A 16,451-nucleotide genomic window follows, 5' to 3' on the forward strand; every position below is an offset into this window, starting at 1 on the left:
CAAGTCCCGGAACTGGCCCTCACGCTTTTGTTGGTTCGGCCGTTACGCAACTTTGGCCGACCTTGTTCATTGCCTCGAACGGATTTTCCTGATCCGTTCGATCATTCGCTCCACTGGTCGCATTCGCACCAGCAGGAGCAGCAGAAGGCTGATCACGGACACCGCGACGATTCCGCCGCGCCACGACCAGCGGTGGGTGGCGAGCATGCCCTGTGCCACCAGCATGTCCAGGGCGACGGCGCCCGCGAGAGCGGTGAGGGCGCGCGCGAACGGATCGAGTCCGCGCAGAGCCAGTGCGATCGCCGCGGCCGGCGCGGCGAGCAGGAAGAACAGCGCCGACGGCCCGCGCAAGGTCGAGTCCGAGTCGGTCAGGGCGAGCAGTGCGCCGGCCGCACCGACGGCCGTCGCGGCGCCCGCGAGCAGCGGTCCCAGGTCCCTCCCCGGTCCTGGCCGTGCCCGTTCCTCCGCCGTTGATGATGTCTTGAGTCGTATGGACTGCATGGCCGACTTTGCCCCCCAAGGCGTCGGATGCCGGGCTTCAATGTCGCGCAGTCGAACGGGAGGCGTCAAGCGGGTCTCCGGACATGACCGTTCCCCGGAGACACCTGTTGTCTCCGGGGAACAAGTCGCTCGATTTCGGTCCGTACCGGTGATCGGTTACGACATGGACCTCAGGGGCTCGGTTACGAGACGAGCTTCAGGAGCTTGTTCGGTGAGCCGGTGCCCACGCTGGTGGGCACGTTGGACGTCGCTCCGCCGACCAGGGCCGTGGCGACCCGGGCCGGGGAGTACGAGGAGGCGTTGGCGCTGCTGTTGCCCGCCGCGATCGCGCAAGGTGACGCGTCGTCACATTGCAAGTGCCGAGGGTGACATGACCGTTCCGTCGGTTACAGCGGGACGTCTGCTATCGGCGAGGTGTGACTTGGTGCGACCGGAGGATCGTGCCGAGAGAGCTACCCGTCGGGGTGTCCGCAGCCGAGGATCGCAGGGGGGCGAAGGGCCCCGCCGAGGACTTCACGCCGCTGCGAGCTGAGCGTAAGACGTGGATCGCCGAGGTGGACCAGCCTGCCCTCTGACCCTGAAGACCGTTCGCGGGGCAGTCCGGGGCGGCTTCGGATGGCAGTGGTCGGCGTCGATTGGCGCCGTCAGGAACGGTCGCCACCGCGGGGTCGGCGGCGAGTCTCGCGGCCTCGCCCGCCGAGAGCTCGGCCGAGTAGCCGTTCAGCACCTTGCCGAACGTCTTCTTCACCGTGCCGCCGTACTCCTTGACGAGGCCCTTGCCCTCGGTCGAGGAGGCCTTGAAGCCGGCGCCGTCCTTCAGGGTTCGGTTTTCCCCTGGTAAAGGGCAAGGGAGTTGACGGCATGTCACAGGAGTGACATGGACACGTAATCAAGCGCGCCGGGAACGCACAGGATCGGTCCGGTTGGGGCCGGTTGAGACCCTGAAAAGTTTTGGCATGAACACTTCCCGTCAACACGCGTAGTTGCTACGACAGTTGTGGCAGAGATCCTGCTAAAGGGAGGTTCCATGAGACGTTCCCGAATTACGGCATACGTGACTTCACTCCTCCTCGCCGGCGGCCTCGCACTCGCCGGGGCCGCAACGGAAGCGCAGGCCGCAACCGGGGGCTATGTGGCGCTCGGCGACTCGTACTCCTCCGGTGTCGGCGCCGGCAGTTACATCGGTTCGAGCGGCAGCTGCGACCGCAGCACCAACGCCTACCCGTACCTGTGGAACGCTGCCCACAGCCCGTCCTCGTTCTCGTTCCTCGCCTGCTCGGGCGCCACCACCGACGACGTGCTCTCCGGCCAGCTCGGCACGCTCAGCTCGTCCACCGCCCTGGTCTCCATCACCATCGGCGGCAACGACGCGGGCTTCGCCGACGTCATGACGACCTGTGTGCTCAGCTCCGACAGCACCTGCCTGTCCCGGATCAGCACCGCCGAGGCCTACGTCGACTCCACACTCCCCGGCAAACTCGACACCGTGTACGACGCGATCAGCGCCAAGGCCCCCAACGCCAAGGTGGTCGTGCTCAGTTACCCCCGCTTCTACCTGCTGGGCACCACCTGCCTCGGCCTCTCTTCGACCAAGCGCTCCGCCATCAACGGCGCCGCCGACTACATCGACGCCGCGATCGCCAAGCGCGCCGCCGACCACGGCTTCACCTTCGGCGACGTCCGCAGCGCGTTCTCCAGCCACGAGATCTGCTCCAGCAGCTCCTGGCTGCACAGCGTCAACTGGCTGGACATCACCGAGTCGTACCACCCCACCGCGGCCGGCCAGTCCGGCGGCTATCTGCCGGCCCTGACCAGCAACGCGTCCTGAGCCTCACTGGGAGTTCGAGGGCGAAGGCGATCCGGAGGCCCCGTCGGTCGGGGTCTCCGTCGTCTTGGTGCAGGTCACCGAGAACGGCACCGAGTTGGACGTGGTCTTCACGGGACTGCGCACCTCGACGGCGATCGAGTCGTTCAGCGTCCCGCTGTCGGACCAGGTCGTCACGGTCACCCTGGTCTGCCGGGTCTTCCCGCCGCCGTCCGGGAAGGACAGCGTCTTCCAGCCCTGGTCGTCCAGCGACCCGTTCTTCAGCACCCACCGGTACTGCACATCCACCGGAACGCTCCCGACCGTGAACGTCGCGGTGAACGTGGGTGCGTGCGCGGTCGGCGGCGGACAGGTCCCCGAGTAGTCGGTGCGCGACCCGGCCACGCTGACCTGCACGCTCTGCGCGGGCGCACTGCTGCTCGCGGACGCCGACGGCGACGTGGATCTGGTGCTGCTGCTGTGGCTGGGCGCCGGGGAGCTGAGGTTGCTGGCCGACTGACTGGCGCCGGCACCGGCGTCGTTGCCGTTGCCCTTGTTGTGGTTGAGCAGGGCGTACGTCAGCCCGCCCAGCGCGAGGACGACCAGCACCAGGCCGATGAGCAGGACGGTACCGGCGCGGCGGTTGCCGTCACGCTCGGGAGCGGGTGGCCGGGTGTCCGTCGAAGTGGGGAAAGGGGTGGGCAGCGGGGGTGTGGGGGAGTTCGGCCGAGGCTGCGGGGCGACCAGGGTCGGGGTCTCGTACGGCGCCGGGACCGGGACCGTGACGGCCGTGCCGGGGGTGCCTCCGGCGGCGATCAACCGCAGGTCACGCTCGGCCTGTTCGGCCGACAGCCGCGCCGCCGGGTCCTTGCGGAGCAGCCCCTCGATGACGGGGGCGAGTGGTCCGGCCCGGTACGGCGGCGGCAACTCCTCGTCCACCACCGCCCGCAGGGTGCTCAGCGGGGTGTTCTGCCGGAACGGGGAGGTGCCCTCCACCGCCGCGTACAGCAGCACACCGAGCGACCACAGGTCGGACTCGGGGCCGAACGCCCGCCCCAATGCCCGCTCCGGAGCCAGGAACTCGGGCGAGCCGATCACCTCGCCGGTCATGGTCAGCGCCGAGCTGCCCTCGACCGTGGCGATCCCGAAGTCGGTGAGCACCACCCGGCCGTCGTTCGACAGCAGCACATTGCCGGGCTTCACGTCCCGGTGCAGCACCCCGGCGGCATGCGCGGCCCGCAGCGCGGACAGTACCTCGGCGCCGATGCCGGCGGCCCGCTGCGGGGACATCGGCCCTTCCGTGTCCAGGACGTCCGCGAGGGACACCCCCGGGATCAACTCCATGACGATCCAGGGCCGTCCGCCCTCCATCGCCACGTCGTACACCGTCACCACATTGCGGTTCGCGACCCGGGCCGCGGCCCAGGCCTCGCGCTCCAGACGGGCGTACATCCGCTCCACGTCGGAGCCGGGCAGCCCGGCGGGCGCCCGCACCTCCTTGACGGCGACGTCACGGCCCAGCACTTCGTCACGGGCCCGCCACACGGTGCCCATACCGCCCTCGCCGAGCGGGGACAGCAGTCGGTAGCGGCCCGCGATCACTCGCTCACGACCCGGCTCTTCGGTCACGGGTGCCCCCCACGGCATCTCGCGTTGTTCATCACAAACGTAGCTCAGAGCAGCGCGGACGCGGCCCCCTTGAGCACCAATCCGACGCCCAGGGCCACGACGACCAGCGCCGAAGTCAGCGGAATGGTCCGGCGGACCAGGGTGGCCATGGGGTGGGTGGTCAAGCGAGGGCGTTTGTCCAGCACCCGGGTCATTCCCGTACCCAGCTTGACGACGGCGAACCCGGCGGCGGTCAACGTCAGCGCGAGACCGATGCCGTAGGCGACGACGAGCAGGAGCCCGAACCAGGCCTGCCCGAGGGCTGCGGCGCCGACCAGCACGACGACGGCCGAGGGGCTGGGGACGAGGCCGCCGGCGAATCCGAGCAGGATCGTGCCGCGCAGGGTGGGGGCGGTGCTGTGCGTGTGCGTGAAGCCGCCGTGGGAGTGGGTGTGACCGTGCGCATCGTCGTGGTCGTGGTCGTGGTCGTGTGTGTGGCCATGGCCATGGCCGTGGTCGTGGCTGTGATCGTGCGTGTGCCCTTGGTCGTGCTCGTGGCCCTGCTCGTGCTCGTGGGTATGAGCGTGCCCGGTGCCATGGCCGTGGGAGTGTCCCTCCGCGTGGTCGTGGGCGTGTCCGTCGGTGTGTGCCGTGCCCACCAGGGCAAGTTGGCGTTGCTCGGTCTCCGCGGGGCCGTGCTCGTGGTGCTGGTGCTGATGCGCCCTGCTCCGCCAGGCCCGCCGCGTCAGGTTCACGCCCGCCGCCAGGACCATGAGGCCGCTCGCGATGCCCAGCCAGGCGATCACCGACGGCGTGGCCGCGGAGCCGGCCGTGACGAGGATGCCCAGGGCCACCACGCCCAGGGTGTGGGTGACCGTCACCGACGCGGCCAGCGGGAGGACGTCACGCAGGCGGGCGCGGCCGCCGCGGGCCGCTGCCGTCGCCGCCATCAGCGTCTTGCCGTGGCCCGGGGCGAGGGCGTGCATCGCGCCGAGGGCGATCGCGATGAACAGCGCGAGCGTGGCGAAGCCGAAGGTGAGGTGGTTGCGGGCGACCAGGTCGGTCAGGGCCTGGGTCCAGCGGTCGATGCCCCGGGGGAGGATCGCGGCGCCCGGGGTGGCCTGCCGTTCCTCGGCGAGGGCCGGGCCGCCGGGCCGTACACGGACGGCGGCGGTCGTGATGTCCGCCGGGGAGGACAGCAGGTCCTTCGGATAGCTGGTGAGTTCGTGGGAGAGGGACGTCTTCGGTACGTCCGTCTTCGTCAGCGTCATCCGGTCGCCGCGCGCCGTGATCTCCCGCCAGCCGGGGCCGGAGTCGGTGCCCGCGCTGTGGAAGCCGAGGGTGATGTCGGCGCCCTTCGGGAGCGGCGCGGTGAAGCGGCACTCGACGCGCAGGGTGTTCAGTCCGGCCTGTCCGGGACGCAGTTCGGCGTGGCTGGTCCGGACGGTCAGGGGCGTCGCCGTGCCGTCGACGGTGAGCTTGCTGCCGTCCGCCGCCGTCGTGCAGCGCTGCTCGGCCCACTTGGCCGTGCCGAGCCGCTTCAGGTCGGGCTTGGCCTGGGTCGCCGGGATCTCGGCGAGGTCCTCGAAGTGGTCGACGCGGAGCTGCCCGGGGGCGGCGACCAGACCGTCGTACTTGTTGACGGTGAAGTTGCCGAGCGGGTGGGCGCTCGCGGCGGCGGCCGGCAGGAGGGTCAGGGCACAGGCCGCGGTGAGGACGGCGGCGGCACGGCGGAGGTTCACTTCGAGTCCTCCAGCGCCTTGCGGGCCGTGCGGGCGCCCAGCGGGGAGAAGCCGGGGTTGAGCTTGAGGGCCTTGGTGAGGGAGGCCCGGCCGGCCGCCTTCTCGCCGTTGGCCAGCTCGATCATGCCCAGGTGGTAGGTGAAGGAGGCGTTGTGGTAGCCGGTGGCGGTGGCCTGCCGGGCGTAGGGCAGCGCTTCCTTGTCCTTGCCGTTGACGTGCAGGGCCCAGGCCAGTGCGTCGGCCGTGTGCACGGTGTGGCGGCGGGCCCACTCGGCGCGGGCGGCCTTCAGCGCCTCGGCCTTGTTGCCGTGGTCGGCGGCGGCGAGTGCGGTGTCCAGGTCGGCGTTGACGCCGTTGGCGCGGGCCAGCGCGATCCAGGCCTCGACGAGGGAGTACTGGTTCTCGGCCTTCTCCTTGTCGCCCTTGGCCCCCCGGTCCTCGTACAACTCACCGAGCTCGACGAGCGGTTGGGGCAGCGGATAGCGGGAGACGACCAGTTCCATGCCCTTGATGGCGTCGGCGCGGTCGCCCATCGCCGCCTGGGTGCGGGCCCGGCCCTCCAGCGCGGGAAGGTAGTTCTCGTCGGCGGTCAGGGCGCGGGCGTAGTAGTCGGCCGCGTTCTTGTAGTCGCCCTGGTTCCAGGCGAGCAGACCGAGCTGCGCGGACACATAGGCGATGTCGCCCTTCGCCGTGGCCGTGGACAGCGCCTGCTGGAGCACGCGCTGTGCCGTCTTCACATCGCCCCGCAGCTCCCGCACATACGCGTACCGGGTGAACACCGGGACGCCCGGCTTGCGCTGGTCGGCGAGGTCGGCCGCCTTGGCCGCGTCGTCGTACCGGCCGAGCTCGACCAGGGCGTCGATACGGGAGGACAGGGCGTCCGCGCTGTACGGGTTCTCTTTGAGGGCCTGGTCCGCGTAGGTGAGCGCCTGCGCGAACTCGTGCCGGGCGGCGGCCAGCGCGGCCTCGCCGGACAGCGCCTGGTCGTTGCCCGGGGTGATCTGCAGCGCGCGCTTCAGGGCCTTCTGGGCCTGCGGGTAGCGGGACGGGTCGCCCTTGGTGCGCGCCTGCTCGACGTAGGCGAGGGCGAGGGTGGCCCAGCTGTCGGAGTCCTTCGGCTGGGTGCGGAGATGGGCCTGGAGAGCGGCGATGCTCGCGTCGAGGCTGCCGCTGGCGAGCAGCGCCGGCGACACCGCACTGGACGTGGCCACCGGCGCCGTACCGCCGTCCCGGGACGCCCCGAAGGCGATCGCCCCGCCGGTCAGCGCCACCGCCAACAGCGCGGCGGAACCGGCGAGTCGAGCCCGCCGCCAGTTCCGCCCCGCGGCGGCGAACCGGCGCAGGGCGGTGACGCGCTCGTCGTCCTTCGTGTCGGCGGGCTGCTTCTCGTTCGTACCCGGGGCCATGCCCTCTCCTAGTAGATGTCGCATGGGGCGGCGCGGCCCGCTGCCGTGGGGGATTGGGTGGGAGCGGGCCGCGCCAGATTGTGAGGTGGGGGGATGTGGGGGGTGTGGGGGGATGGTTGGGGGGAATCCGCCGTTTTAGTACTGGCGCTGCATCCGGCGGCGCCACCGGCCGAACGCGGTGCCGATCAGCAGTACGCCCGCCGCACCGGCGGCCGCCGACCCGGCGATCAGCATCGTGTTGTTGCCGCTGGAGCCGGTCAGCGCATCACCCAGCGCGCTCTTCGTGGTGCTGCCGGAAGCCGTGCCCTTGGCGAGCGCGCCGCGCGAACCGGACGTCGGCTCGGCCACGTACGGGAAGGACTTCTCGAAGCTCTTGTCGTTCTTGTCGACCGCGTCGCCCAGGTCGTTCTTGGAACCGACCAGCTCGCCCTCCACGACCTGGAGCGCCTCGTCGATCACGTCGTCGGTGAGCCGACGGCCGTTCGGGAAGCCGGCGTTGTCGCCGTCCAGGACGCCGAGCCGCTTCGGCTTGGCGGTGGGCTTGATGGACGTGTTCAGGCGGAGCATCTCCGACGGCTGCGCGTAGGGCTGCAACGTGTTGAGGCCCTTGACGCCCGTGAGGAACACGCTGACGAGGTCGTTGCGCGGCTCGGAGGGCGCCTTGATGTGGTAGATCGCCTCGATGAGCTTCGGCAGTTCCGGGTTGGTGACGTTCTTCAGGAACTGCGCGTCGTCCTTGGGCTGGGACGCGTTGAACTTGTCCTTGTCCTTCTGCGGGTTGACGACCTCGTTGACCAGCGGGTTGCCAAGGCGCGAGACCTGCGTGAAGCGGCCCTGCGCGTTCTTGCGCTGGGTCGTCGCGTAGATGCCGACGGTCGGGCGCGACGCCGACTGCCGGATCAGGTCGTTCGGCACCTGGAGGGCCATCGTGTTGACGTTGTAGCCCTTGAGGGTGTCGTTGCCGACCTCGCTCAGGTTGCCGCCGTACAGCAGGTCGAAGACGCGCAGGTCGGCGAAGAACGGGTCGTCGGCCTGGCCGGCGAAGGTCGCACCGCCGTTGGTGGTCTTGTAGATGGCCTGCGAGCGCAGCTTCGCGTAGTCCGGCATCGACGCCTTGCCGACGTCCGACGGCGCCACCGGGATGTCGCTGGCGATCCTCGACGTGTACTGCTGCTTGCCGTTCTTGAACTTGATGAGGTCGAGGTTGTACGACTGCGTGACGTTCAGGTCCGGGTCGGTCAGGTTGTCGACCACACCCGTGTTGTAGAGGAACGTCTTCTTGTTCTTGATCTGGGTCTTGAAGGTGTAGCGGAAGATCAGGTCGTCCTTCGCGTCACCGTTGTTGTCGATGTGGATGTCGTACTGGGCGTCGTCCGCGAACTGGTAGAAGTTCGGCCCGCCGGCCGGCTCCTCGAAGGGGATGACGTTCGACACGATCGTCGTGGTGTCGGGCTTGTCCGGACTGACGAACGCGTACAGGTCGGTGTTGTCGTACTGCGGGGTCCCTGAGATGAGGGGGGCTTCCCGGTGGGAGGAGGCGGAGGCCACCCCCGGTGCCAGCGCGGCGACGCTGGCGGCTGTGATCCCGCCGGTGGCCAGTGCCCCACAGATGAGTGTGACAAGGCCCTTGCGCCCCATACCGCTCCTGGAGATTAGAGGTGTCATGCCGTCCGTCCCTCGGTCCCAACTTGCTTGACGGACGGGTATACGGAGCTGGAGGGCCGTTTGGATTGGTCCGAAGAAAAAAATCTTTTCTTCCTGCTCGACCCGCGTTTTTGCCTTCCGCATACGTACCCATGCCGGAGGTGCGTCCAGTTGCGAATGCCTGGTGTGGGAGGACGGGCCGGGTGCGGCCGGATAAGGAGGGACGGGATGGAGGCGGACGAACTGCTGGTGCTCGTCGCGGCCGGCGACCAGAAGGCGTTCGAGGATCTCTACGGTCTGGTGTCCGGGCCCGTGTTCGGACTCGTACGACGTGTGGTCCGCGATCCCGCCCAGTCCGAGGAGGTGTCCCAGGAGGTGCTTCTCGAACTCTGGCGCTCCGCACCGAAGTTCGACCCCGGCCGGGGCAGCGCCCTCTCCTGGATCCTCACCCTGGCCCATCGCCGCGCCGTCGACCGCGTGCGCAGCGCCCGTGCGGCCGGCGAACGCGAACAGCGTGAGGCCCTGCGCGCGGGCGAACCCGCCTTCGACCAGGTCGCCGAAACGGTGGAAGCCGGCCTGGAGCGCGAATGGGTGCGCCGCTGCCTGGACCGCCTCACCGCCCTGCAGCGTCAGTCCGTCACCCTCGCCTACTACGACGGCTACACGTACCGTGAGGTCGCCGAGCGGCTCAAGCTGCCGTTGGGTACGGTCAAGACACGGATGCGCGACGGCCTCACCCGGCTGCGTGACTGCCTGGGAGGTGTGGCATGAGCCTGGTCGGCCGGCTGCTGCACCGCGAGGACCTGCACTCGCTGGCCGCGCCCTACGCCCTGGACGCCCTGGAACCCGGTGAGCGGCGCCGCTTCGAGAAGCACCTCAAGGACTGCGAGCGGTGTGCCGCCGAGGTCCGGGCGCTGACCGAGGACGCGGTGCGGCTCGCCTGGTCCACGGCCGCTCCGCCGCCCCTGGCGATGCGTGACCGGGTGCTGGCCGCCGTGCGCGCCACCCCGCAGGAGTCGGCCCCCGGCCATGAGCACGTCCCCAATCTGCCGCCGCACGTCTGGGGCGTGCAGCCCCCGCCGCAGCGCCGACGGTCGCGCCCCCTGTTCGTGCCGTTCGCCACCGCCACCGCGGCCGCGGCGCTGGTCGTCGCCGGGCTCTTCGTAGTGCAGGCCGACCGGACGCAGAATCAGCTCGACGCCGAGCGCGCCCAGTCGCGTGAGATCGCCCACGTTCTGGCCGCGCCGGACGCGCTCGCGACCAACGGCAAGGACGCCCAGGGCGGAATTATCGGAGCGGTGGCCTCCGTTTCGGAGGGGCAGGCCGTCGTCACGCTCAGCGGATACGACGCGCTGCCGAACGGCCGGGTGCATCAGCTCTGGCTCATGCGCCCCCATGTGCAACCGCGCTCCCTCGGGCTTTTCGAGGCCGACACGCCCCTGGTCGCCACCGGTATGGCCAGATCCGCGACGTCACTCGCGGTGACCGTCGAACCTGCGGGCGGATCAGCACAGCCCACCAGCCAGCCAGTTGTCCAACTCGCCCTGAAATCGGTTGGATTCGGAGAGTGATCGAAGAGGGGTCGTCAACACCCTTGCGGGGAAGGTGAATCCTGTGACCGCGATACACGAGTGCCCCATCGGGGCGATAGGGTTACCCTGCCCGGGCCGGGTGGACTCGTACGGGTGGGGAGTGACATGGATCAGATAACACGCAGCAGGGCGAGGGTCCCTGCGATCACCTGCGGGAGCAACGCGACCAGTTCGCGTCTCGACCGCCATCTGTCGGTGCTGGCGGGACCCGCCATACCGCAGCAGCAGGCGGTCGAGGCGACGTCACTGATGCGTGAGCTGACCGCGCGTGAACCCGCACAGCGCAGCGACCGGGTCGCACGGGTCAGCCGTGTCTCCCTCTTCGCGCCGCTGCGCCGACTGCGCCGCTCACTGTTCGGCGGCAACAAGCACTGACCGTCTGACCGTCAGACCCGCGCTCAGGCGATCACACCGTCCCGGCGCAGCGCTGCTGTTTCGGCGTCCGTCATCCCCACGGCACGCAGCAGCGCCTCGGTGTGCTGTCCGAGTGCGGGCACATCCCCCATCCGTGCCTCGTCCCCGCCAGGCAGCGTGATGGGGGGCAGCAGTGCGCGCAGTGGCCCCACCGGCGATCCCACCTCCCGCCACCGCTCCCGGGCGGCCAGCTGCGGATGCCCGGCCAGCTCGTGCAGATCCCGCAGCCGCGCGCATGCGATGCCCGCGGCATCGAGCCGTGCCACCGCCTCGTCCGCGTCGAGCGCCCCGAGGGCCGTCCCGACCAGCTCATCGGTGCGCGCCCGGTTCGCCACCCGCGCCGCGTTCGTCGCGAACGCCGGATCCGAACCCAGTTCCGGCCGCCCGACGACCTGTTCGGCCAGCCGCCGCCACTCCCGGTCGTTCTGCACCGACAGCAGCACACGCCCGCCGTCCCCCGTCGGATAGGCGTCGTACGGCGCGATCACCGCGTGCGCCAGCCCGGTGCGCTCCGGAGGTTTACCGCCGTGGATCGTGTGGTGCAGCGGATGTCCCAGCCACTCCGCCAGCGCCTCCAGCATGGACACCTCCACCGGACCGCCCCGCCCGGTCGTCGCGCGCCGCAGCAGCGCCGCGAGGACGCCCGAGAAGGCGTACATGGCCGCCGCGATGTCCGCCGCCGGGATCCCGGCCTTCACGGGCTGCTCCGGCGTCCCGGTGACCGACACCAGGCCCGCCTCGCACTGCACGAGCATGTCGTACGCGCGTTTGCCGGCGTACGGCCCCGACGCCCCGTATCCGGAGATGTCCACGGCGACCAGCCGGGGGTGTGCGGCGCACAGCGTGGCCGCGTCGAGGCCCAGCCGGGCGGCGGCCCCGTGCGCGAGGTTCTGCACGAAGACGTCCGCGTCCGCGATCAGCCTCCTCACGATCTCCAGGCCGCGCGGGTCCTTCAGATCCAGCGCGATGGACTCCTTGCCCCGGTTGCACCACACGAAGTGCGAGGCGAGGCCGCCGGCGGCGGTGTCGTAACCGCGTGCGAAGTCGCCGCCGTCGATCCGCTCCACCTTGATGACCCGGGCGCCGAGATCGGCCAGCTGCCGGGTGGCGAAGGGCGCGGCCACAGCCTGTTCGACGGCGACGACGGTGATGCCCTCCAGGGGCGGCGGGAGACGGTCCATGACCGGGATCATGGACCGTGACCGGCGCGTTTGTCAGCAGTGCCGGTACGACGGGGTCCGTCAGCCGCGCCCGTACCGGTGGACGGCGAGGGGCAGGAAGACGGCGATCAGGAGCGCGCTCCAGGCGAGCGAGCCCGCCACCGGGTGGGCCACCGGCCAGGCCGCGCCCTCGGGGACGGGCGCGTTGCCGAAGAGCTCGCGCAGGGCCGTCGTCACCGCGCTGATCGGGTTCCACTCGGCGAGCGTGCGCAGCCAGCCCGGGAGATTGCCGGTGGGGATGTAGGCGTCGGAGAGCAGCGGCAGTACGAAGGAGGAGGCGCCGAGCTGACCGGCCGCGTCCTCGCTGCGGGTGAGCAGGCCGAGGAAGATGCCGACGGTCGTGCAGGCGAACCGGAAGAGGAGCAGCAGACCGACGGCGCCGAGGGCCCCGGCGGCCGACCCCTCGACGCGCCAGCCCACGGCCAGGCCCACCAGGAGCAGCGGCACGGTACCGAGCGCCGTGACGACGAGGTCGGCCACCGCCTGCCCCAGCGGTACCGCGGCCCGGCTCACCGGCATGGTCCGGAAGCGGTCCGTCACGCCCCGGTGGGTGTCGGCGGCGGCCTGGAACATCCCGGTCATGAGCCCGCCGGCCGCGGTCGCCACCAGCAGCCCCGGGACGAGGAAGGAGCGGTACTCCGGGCCGGGCATCGCCAGTGCGCTGCCGAAGACGTAGCCGAAGAACAGCAGCATGTTGACCGGCATCAGCTGGGTGAGGACCGCGAGGCCCGGGCTGTTGCGGACCCGGCGCAGCTGCCGGCCCACCATCGCGGCACCGTCGTACGCGAGCGCGCTCATGCGGCACTTCCCGTCAGTCGGAGGAAGACGTCGTCCAGGGTCGGCGGTCTCAGGCTTGCGTCGAGCAACGGCACACCCGCCGCGTCGAGTTCGCGCACCAGGCGGGGGAGGGTGAGCGTCGGATCCGTGGTGAGGGCGCCGACGGTGTGCCGCTCGTGGTCGAACCGCGGCTCGGTTCCGGTGAGCCGGTCCAGCACGGCGGCCGCCTTCGGCAGCGCGTCGGGGCCGGCGACCACGGCCTCCACGTGCCGGCCGAAGAGCGCCTTCAGCTCGGCGGGGGAGCCGGTCTGCGCCACCCGGCCCCGGTCCATCAGCACGATGTCGTCGGCGAGCTGGTCGGCCTCCTCCAGATACTGCGTGGTCAGCAGCACGGTCGTGCCGTCCGCGGTCAGCTCCCGCACCGCCTGCCAGATGCCGTTCCTGCTGGCCGGGTCCAGACCGGTGGTGGGCTCGTCGAGGAACAGCACCTCGGGCCGCCGGACCAGGCTCGCCGCGAGGTCGAGGCGGCGGCGCATGCCCCCGGAGTAGGTGGCCGCCCTGCGGTCGGCGGCCTCGGTGAGGCCGAAGCGGTCGAGGAGTTCGGCGGCCCGGTCGTTCGGCCCCCGCACCCGGTGCAGCCGGGCGAAGAGGCGGAGGTTCTCACGGCCGGTGAGGTCGCCGTCGACGGATGCGTACTGGCCGGTGACGGCGATGCCACGGCGGACGGCCGCCGCCTCCCGCACGAGGTCGTGGCCCGCGACGCGGGCGGAACCCGCGTCGGGCCGGAGGAGGGTGGTCAACACCCGTACGGCCGTCGTCTTCCCCGCCCCGTTCGGACCGAGCAGCCCGCAGACCGAGCCCTGCCGTACGGCCAGGTCGAGCCCGCGCAGCGCGGGTACCTGGCCGAAGCGCTTCCCCAGACCTTCACTAAGTACAGCGTACGTAGTTGTCATAGGGCGACCATAGCGCACTACGTACGGCGTACGTAACTAGCATGGTGGGCGAGGTGATGACCGATGGCAGTCCGAGGGGCCGAACCCGAGGTGATCTGGGCCCGCCCCGAGCGGGCGGGGCGGGGGCCGAAGCCGGCGTTCACGCGCGCGGACATCGCGGCGGTCGCGGTGCGGATCGCCGACACGGAGGGGCTGGACGCCGTGTCGATGCGGCATGTGGCGGCCGGGGTGGGGTGCGGGACGATGTCCCTGTACAACTACGTCCCCCGCAAGGAGGATCTGTACGAGCTGATGGTTGACGCCGTCAGCTCGGAGCACGAGTTGTGGGAGCCGACGGGGGACTGGCGGGCCGACATGATGCGGGTCGCCGGGCAGACGCGGGAGTTGATGCACCGGCATCCTTGGCTGCCGCGGCTCATGTCACCGGTGTACGGCTTCAGCCCCAACGCGCTGCGGTATCTGGAGCATTGCTTGGCTTGTCTGGATCCGCTCGATGCGTCTTACGGTACGAAGTTCGAGCTCATCGCCATGCTGAACGGTGTGGTGACGACCTATGTGCGCAACGAGATCGACAGTGCCGAGCGGGTTCGGAATCTGCCGTGGTCACAGGAGCGGGAGCAGGCGGTGCGGATCGCCTATCTCGGGGGGCAGGTTGCCTCGGGGGCGTATCCGCGGATGGCGGCGGCGTTCGCGGAGGATGCGGGGCCGATTGACATGGAGGGCGTTTTCCGGCGGGCGTTGGAGAGGGTATTGGGCGGGTTCGCGCCGTCGTAGTGTGCGGGGCGGTGGGGGCTTGTCGCGCCCACGCGGCGGAGCCGCACATCGATACGGCCCCGCGCCCCCAAGAAAAGGAAGGTCGGTCACAGCAGTGTCAGTTGACCTGCTGGGCCTTCTTCTGTGTGGTCCAAGATCGACGCCGGTCTGCGCGACGTCTCCGGGGGTGGGAGTACGCCCGCTGTCGTCAGGTCCGTCGCGGTGATCTGCGCCTCGATCTCCAAGTCCGCCTGCTGGGACCGTACTTCCGCCAGCAGAGCCAGGACCGTGATCAGCTCCAGCAGCTCCGAGGTCCAGGGCTGGGACCAGGTCGCGGGGGTGATGGCCGCCAGGGTTCCCGGTTCCGCCGTCTCCGCCGTGCGGGCTGTGAACCACGCCTCCAGGACCCGTACCTCGCCCGTCCTGAAGTCCCATGCCTCCGGCGGGACCGGGGAGACACGGCCCTCGTCGAGGTGGAGGGTCTCCTCCTCCGTGTCGTAGAAGATCGTGAGAGGGCGGGCGGGGAGCGGGGCCCGGACGTACGGGCGGCGGCCGCCGGGGAGCTTGGGGCGTTCGCCGTCCCGGCGCAGGAGCCACAGGGCCCGGTGGCCCAGTTCCACGCCCCGGGACCAGAGGGCGGGGTCCTCGGTGAGCGGGACGGTGCGGTCGGGGCGGATCGTCGCCAGGGCCCAGGCGAGGACGTCCGGGGGAGTGGGAGCCAGGCCCAGGCGGCCGGTCAGATGGTCCAGCAGACCGGGGGCCAGGTTCGGTTCCTTGCCGCCCGGGCGGCGGTACAGCGGGCGGATACGGCCCGCGCGCAGCGTGGGCAGGAGCGAGGTCGCCAGCAGCGGCATGCCCTCCGCCGACTCCACCGCGAAGATCTGGAGGTCGTCGGTCACCCGCCACAACTCGGGGCGGGCCGTGTCGATCAGGCGGTGGTCCGGGATCAGCCACTGTTCGTCGAAGGGAGAGGACAGGACGCGGACCGGTTCCGGGAACGGGTCCGAGGCCTGTGCCAGCCGCTCCGTGCCGGTCGGCTGCCCGGGGAGCTGGGGCACCGCCGAGTGGACCGTCCGGGCCCGCGTCGGCTCGAACAGGGCCTCGCGGTCAGGGCCCTCGGCCTTGAGCAGGGCGTCCCAGCGGGTCTTGAGGGTCGCCGGGTCGGGGGCCGTCGGCCACTCCCGGCCGAGCCGTAGTGGTGCGACGGACCACGGCATGAGGTCCGCGAGCAGCGGAGCGTCGTCGTGCGTCACGCCCGGCATCGTACGACGAGTTCAGGTGGCGTCGAGGGTGACCGTGAAGGAGAAACGGTCGCCCCGGTAGTGGATCACGGCCAGGTCCAGGACCCGGCCGGCGGTGTCGTAGGTGACCCCCGTGTAGTGCAGGATCGGGCTGAGGAGCGGGACCTGGAGCAGCCGGGCGGTCTCCGGGTCGGCCAGCCTCGCCTCCACCGTGTCCGTGATGCGGCTGATGTCCGCGCCGACGACGTCCCGGAGCACCTTCGTCATCGGCTGCCGGGCCAGGTCCTCCGGATCGATGCGCTCGGCCAGTTCGGGGCGGACGTGGTTGCGGGCGTGGTTGGTCGGCTCACCCGTCTGCTCGTCGCTGCGCAGGCGGTGGTACGTCGCCACCTCGGCGAGATCCGGGAAGTACTCGGTGAGGTCGCCGGTCACGGGGGCCGTGCCGTGGTCCAGCAACTCCGCTGTCATCCCGGACTGCTGGGCCACGATGGTGTCCACCGAGCCGAGCAGTCGTACCGGGGTGCCCCGGCGGGCGTCCGGCTCGATGAAGGTGCCCCGGCGGCGGTGCCGGCTGATCAGGCCCTCGTCCTCCAGCTCCTTCAGCGCCTGCCGCATGGTCAGCACGCTCACGCCGTAGTGCTCCGCCAGCTGTTCCTCGGTGGGCAGCCGGAGCGGGTCCCGGGGCGAGCGGCCCAGTATCGAGGCGCGCAGCGACTGCGACACCTGATACCAGAGCGGCAGCTTGCGGTTCAGGACGATCGAGTCCGGGGCGAAGGAGGTCACGGGCCATCCGTAC

The 16,451-nt window shown here is 70.7% G+C and carries 17 protein-coding genes; 5 read left to right on the forward strand and 12 right to left on the reverse strand.

From position 1 onward, the window contains the following. Nucleotides 1–66: 66 nt before the first annotated feature. From ACIRR9_RS35790 to ACIRR9_RS35800, 3 genes are all read right to left on the reverse strand, one after another. Entirely contained in the window at nt 67–501 is a 435-nt protein-coding gene (locus ACIRR9_RS35790) for a hypothetical protein (RefSeq protein ID WP_403760710.1), read from the reverse strand. A gap of 182 nt (nt 502–683) precedes the next feature. Continuing rightward, nucleotides 684–857 carry a hypothetical protein gene (locus ACIRR9_RS35795; protein WP_403760713.1) on the reverse strand — a complete coding sequence of 58 codons (174 nt, stop codon included), beginning with the start codon at nt 855–857 and terminating at the stop codon, nt 684–686. Between the two features lie 47 nt (nt 858–904). Next, nucleotides 905–1,369, reverse strand: a complete 465-nt coding sequence (locus ACIRR9_RS35800) for a protease inhibitor I9 family protein (protein ID WP_403760716.1) — start codon at nt 1,367–1,369, stop codon at nt 905–907. 159 nt (nt 1,370–1,528) lie between these two features. Between ACIRR9_RS35800 and ACIRR9_RS35805 the strand changes: the two genes are divergently transcribed. Continuing rightward, nucleotides 1,529–2,329, forward strand: coding sequence for an SGNH/GDSL hydrolase family protein (locus ACIRR9_RS35805; RefSeq protein ID WP_403760719.1), 801 nt, complete (start codon nt 1,529–1,531; stop codon nt 2,327–2,329). Nucleotides 2,330–2,332: 3 nt separating this feature from the next. Here ACIRR9_RS35805 and ACIRR9_RS35810 read toward each other — a convergent pair whose 3' ends face one another. The 4 genes from ACIRR9_RS35810 to ACIRR9_RS35825 all read right to left on the reverse strand — a co-directional run bounded on the left by ACIRR9_RS35810 (nt 2,333) and on the right by ACIRR9_RS35825 (nt 8,726). Next, on the reverse strand, nt 2,333–3,952 hold the full coding sequence (locus ACIRR9_RS35810) for a serine/threonine-protein kinase (protein WP_403760722.1): 1,620 nt from the start codon (nt 3,950–3,952) through the stop codon (nt 2,333–2,335). 26 nt (nt 3,953–3,978) lie between these two features. Further along, nucleotides 3,979–5,655, reverse strand: coding sequence for a nickel transporter (locus ACIRR9_RS35815; RefSeq protein ID WP_403760725.1), 1,677 nt, complete (start codon nt 5,653–5,655; stop codon nt 3,979–3,981). Then, entirely contained in the window at nt 5,652–7,061 is a 1,410-nt protein-coding gene (locus ACIRR9_RS35820; protein WP_403760728.1) for a tetratricopeptide repeat protein, read from the reverse strand. Before ACIRR9_RS35820 ends, ACIRR9_RS35815 begins: the two co-directional genes overlap by 4 nt. A 135-nt stretch (nt 7,062–7,196) precedes the next feature. Next, nucleotides 7,197–8,726, reverse strand: coding sequence for a DUF4331 domain-containing protein (locus ACIRR9_RS35825; RefSeq protein WP_403760731.1), 1,530 nt, complete (start codon nt 8,724–8,726; stop codon nt 7,197–7,199). 207 nt (nt 8,727–8,933) lie between these two features. Between ACIRR9_RS35825 and ACIRR9_RS35830 the strand changes: the two genes are divergently transcribed. The 3 genes from ACIRR9_RS35830 to ACIRR9_RS35840 all read left to right on the forward strand — a co-directional run bounded on the left by ACIRR9_RS35830 (nt 8,934) and on the right by ACIRR9_RS35840 (nt 10,672). Beyond that, the gene (locus ACIRR9_RS35830; protein ID WP_403760734.1) at nt 8,934–9,476 is read left to right on the forward strand and encodes a sigma-70 family RNA polymerase sigma factor; all 543 of its coding nucleotides are present in this window, start codon (nt 8,934–8,936) and stop codon (nt 9,474–9,476) included. Continuing rightward, nucleotides 9,473–10,276 carry an anti-sigma factor domain-containing protein gene (locus tag ACIRR9_RS35835; RefSeq protein ID WP_403760736.1) on the forward strand — a complete coding sequence of 268 codons (804 nt, stop codon included), beginning with the start codon at nt 9,473–9,475 and terminating at the stop codon, nt 10,274–10,276. Before ACIRR9_RS35830 ends, ACIRR9_RS35835 begins: the two co-directional genes overlap by 4 nt. Before the next feature lie 126 nt (nt 10,277–10,402). Continuing rightward, nucleotides 10,403–10,672, forward strand: a complete 270-nt coding sequence (locus ACIRR9_RS35840; RefSeq protein ID WP_365342260.1) for a hypothetical protein — start codon at nt 10,403–10,405, stop codon at nt 10,670–10,672. A 23-nt stretch (nt 10,673–10,695) separates the two neighbouring features. Here ACIRR9_RS35840 and ACIRR9_RS35845 read toward each other — a convergent pair whose 3' ends face one another. Genes ACIRR9_RS35845 through ACIRR9_RS35855 form a run of 3 tightly spaced genes read right to left on the reverse strand, consistent with a single transcriptional unit; the run spans nt 10,696 to nt 13,661 of the window. Beyond that, nucleotides 10,696–11,892 carry a CaiB/BaiF CoA transferase family protein gene (locus ACIRR9_RS35845; protein WP_403760739.1) on the reverse strand — a complete coding sequence of 399 codons (1,197 nt, stop codon included), beginning with the start codon at nt 11,890–11,892 and terminating at the stop codon, nt 10,696–10,698. Between the two features lie 60 nt (nt 11,893–11,952). Continuing rightward, entirely contained in the window at nt 11,953–12,729 is a 777-nt protein-coding gene (locus ACIRR9_RS35850; protein ID WP_123978284.1) for an ABC transporter permease, read from the reverse strand. Next, complete coding sequence (locus ACIRR9_RS35855) at nt 12,726–13,661, reverse strand: ATP-binding cassette domain-containing protein (protein WP_403760743.1); 936 nt, start codon at nt 13,659–13,661, stop codon at nt 12,726–12,728. The genes ACIRR9_RS35850 and ACIRR9_RS35855 overlap by 4 nt, the downstream gene beginning before the upstream one ends. 63 nt (nt 13,662–13,724) lie before the next feature. On the opposite strand from ACIRR9_RS35855, the gene ACIRR9_RS35860 reads away from it, so the two are divergent. Next, nucleotides 13,725–14,435, forward strand: a complete 711-nt coding sequence (locus ACIRR9_RS35860) for a TetR/AcrR family transcriptional regulator (RefSeq protein WP_403760746.1) — start codon at nt 13,725–13,727, stop codon at nt 14,433–14,435. Between the two features lie 86 nt (nt 14,436–14,521). Here the strand turns inward: ACIRR9_RS35860 and ACIRR9_RS35865 are convergent, their stop codons facing one another. Together ACIRR9_RS35865 and ACIRR9_RS35870 are read right to left on the reverse strand one after the other, a co-directional pair. Then, nucleotides 14,522–15,676 (reverse strand): type ISP restriction/modification enzyme, encoded by a 1,155-nt coding sequence (locus ACIRR9_RS35865; protein WP_403760749.1) that lies wholly within the window; start codon nt 15,674–15,676, stop codon nt 14,522–14,524. A 12-nt stretch (nt 15,677–15,688) separates the two neighbouring features. Continuing rightward, nucleotides 15,689–16,438, reverse strand: a complete 750-nt coding sequence (locus ACIRR9_RS35870; protein ID WP_403760752.1) for a GntR family transcriptional regulator — start codon at nt 16,436–16,438, stop codon at nt 15,689–15,691. Between the last annotated feature and the right edge of the window lie 13 nt (nt 16,439–16,451).

Origin of the sequence: Streptomyces sp. NPDC101234 (assembly GCF_044767525.1) — a bacterium.
Classification (GTDB): Bacteria; Actinomycetota; Actinomycetes; order Streptomycetales; family Streptomycetaceae; genus Streptomyces; species Streptomyces sasae.

Bases quoted from the DNA above. Each gene is read 5' to 3' on its own strand.
- ACIRR9_RS35790 (WP_403760710.1), bottom strand. From the start codon at position 501: ATGCAGTCCATACGACTCAAGACATCATCAACGGCGGAGGAACGGGCA.
- ACIRR9_RS35805 (WP_403760719.1), top strand. From the start codon at position 1,529: ATGAGACGTTCCCGAATTACGGCATACGTGACTTCACTCCTCCTCGCC.
- ACIRR9_RS35810 (WP_403760722.1), bottom strand. From the start codon at position 3,952: ATGCCGTGGGGGGCACCCGTGACCGAAGAGCCGGGTCGTGAGCGAGTG.
- ACIRR9_RS35820 (WP_403760728.1), bottom strand. From the start codon at position 7,061: ATGGCCCCGGGTACGAACGAGAAGCAGCCCGCCGACACGAAGGACGAC.
- ACIRR9_RS35825 (WP_403760731.1), bottom strand. From the start codon at position 8,726: ATGACACCTCTAATCTCCAGGAGCGGTATGGGGCGCAAGGGCCTTGTC.
- ACIRR9_RS35830 (WP_403760734.1), top strand. From the start codon at position 8,934: ATGGAGGCGGACGAACTGCTGGTGCTCGTCGCGGCCGGCGACCAGAAG.
- ACIRR9_RS35835 (WP_403760736.1), top strand. From the start codon at position 9,473: ATGAGCCTGGTCGGCCGGCTGCTGCACCGCGAGGACCTGCACTCGCTG.
- ACIRR9_RS35840 (WP_365342260.1), top strand. From the start codon at position 10,403: ATGGATCAGATAACACGCAGCAGGGCGAGGGTCCCTGCGATCACCTGC.
- ACIRR9_RS35845 (WP_403760739.1), bottom strand. From the start codon at position 11,892: ATGGACCGTCTCCCGCCGCCCCTGGAGGGCATCACCGTCGTCGCCGTC.
- ACIRR9_RS35850 (WP_123978284.1), bottom strand. From the start codon at position 12,729: ATGAGCGCGCTCGCGTACGACGGTGCCGCGATGGTGGGCCGGCAGCTG.
- ACIRR9_RS35855 (WP_403760743.1), bottom strand. From the start codon at position 13,661: ATGACAACTACGTACGCTGTACTTAGTGAAGGTCTGGGGAAGCGCTTC.
- ACIRR9_RS35860 (WP_403760746.1), top strand. From the start codon at position 13,725: ATGGCAGTCCGAGGGGCCGAACCCGAGGTGATCTGGGCCCGCCCCGAG.
- ACIRR9_RS35865 (WP_403760749.1), bottom strand. From the start codon at position 15,676: ATGCCGGGCGTGACGCACGACGACGCTCCGCTGCTCGCGGACCTCATG.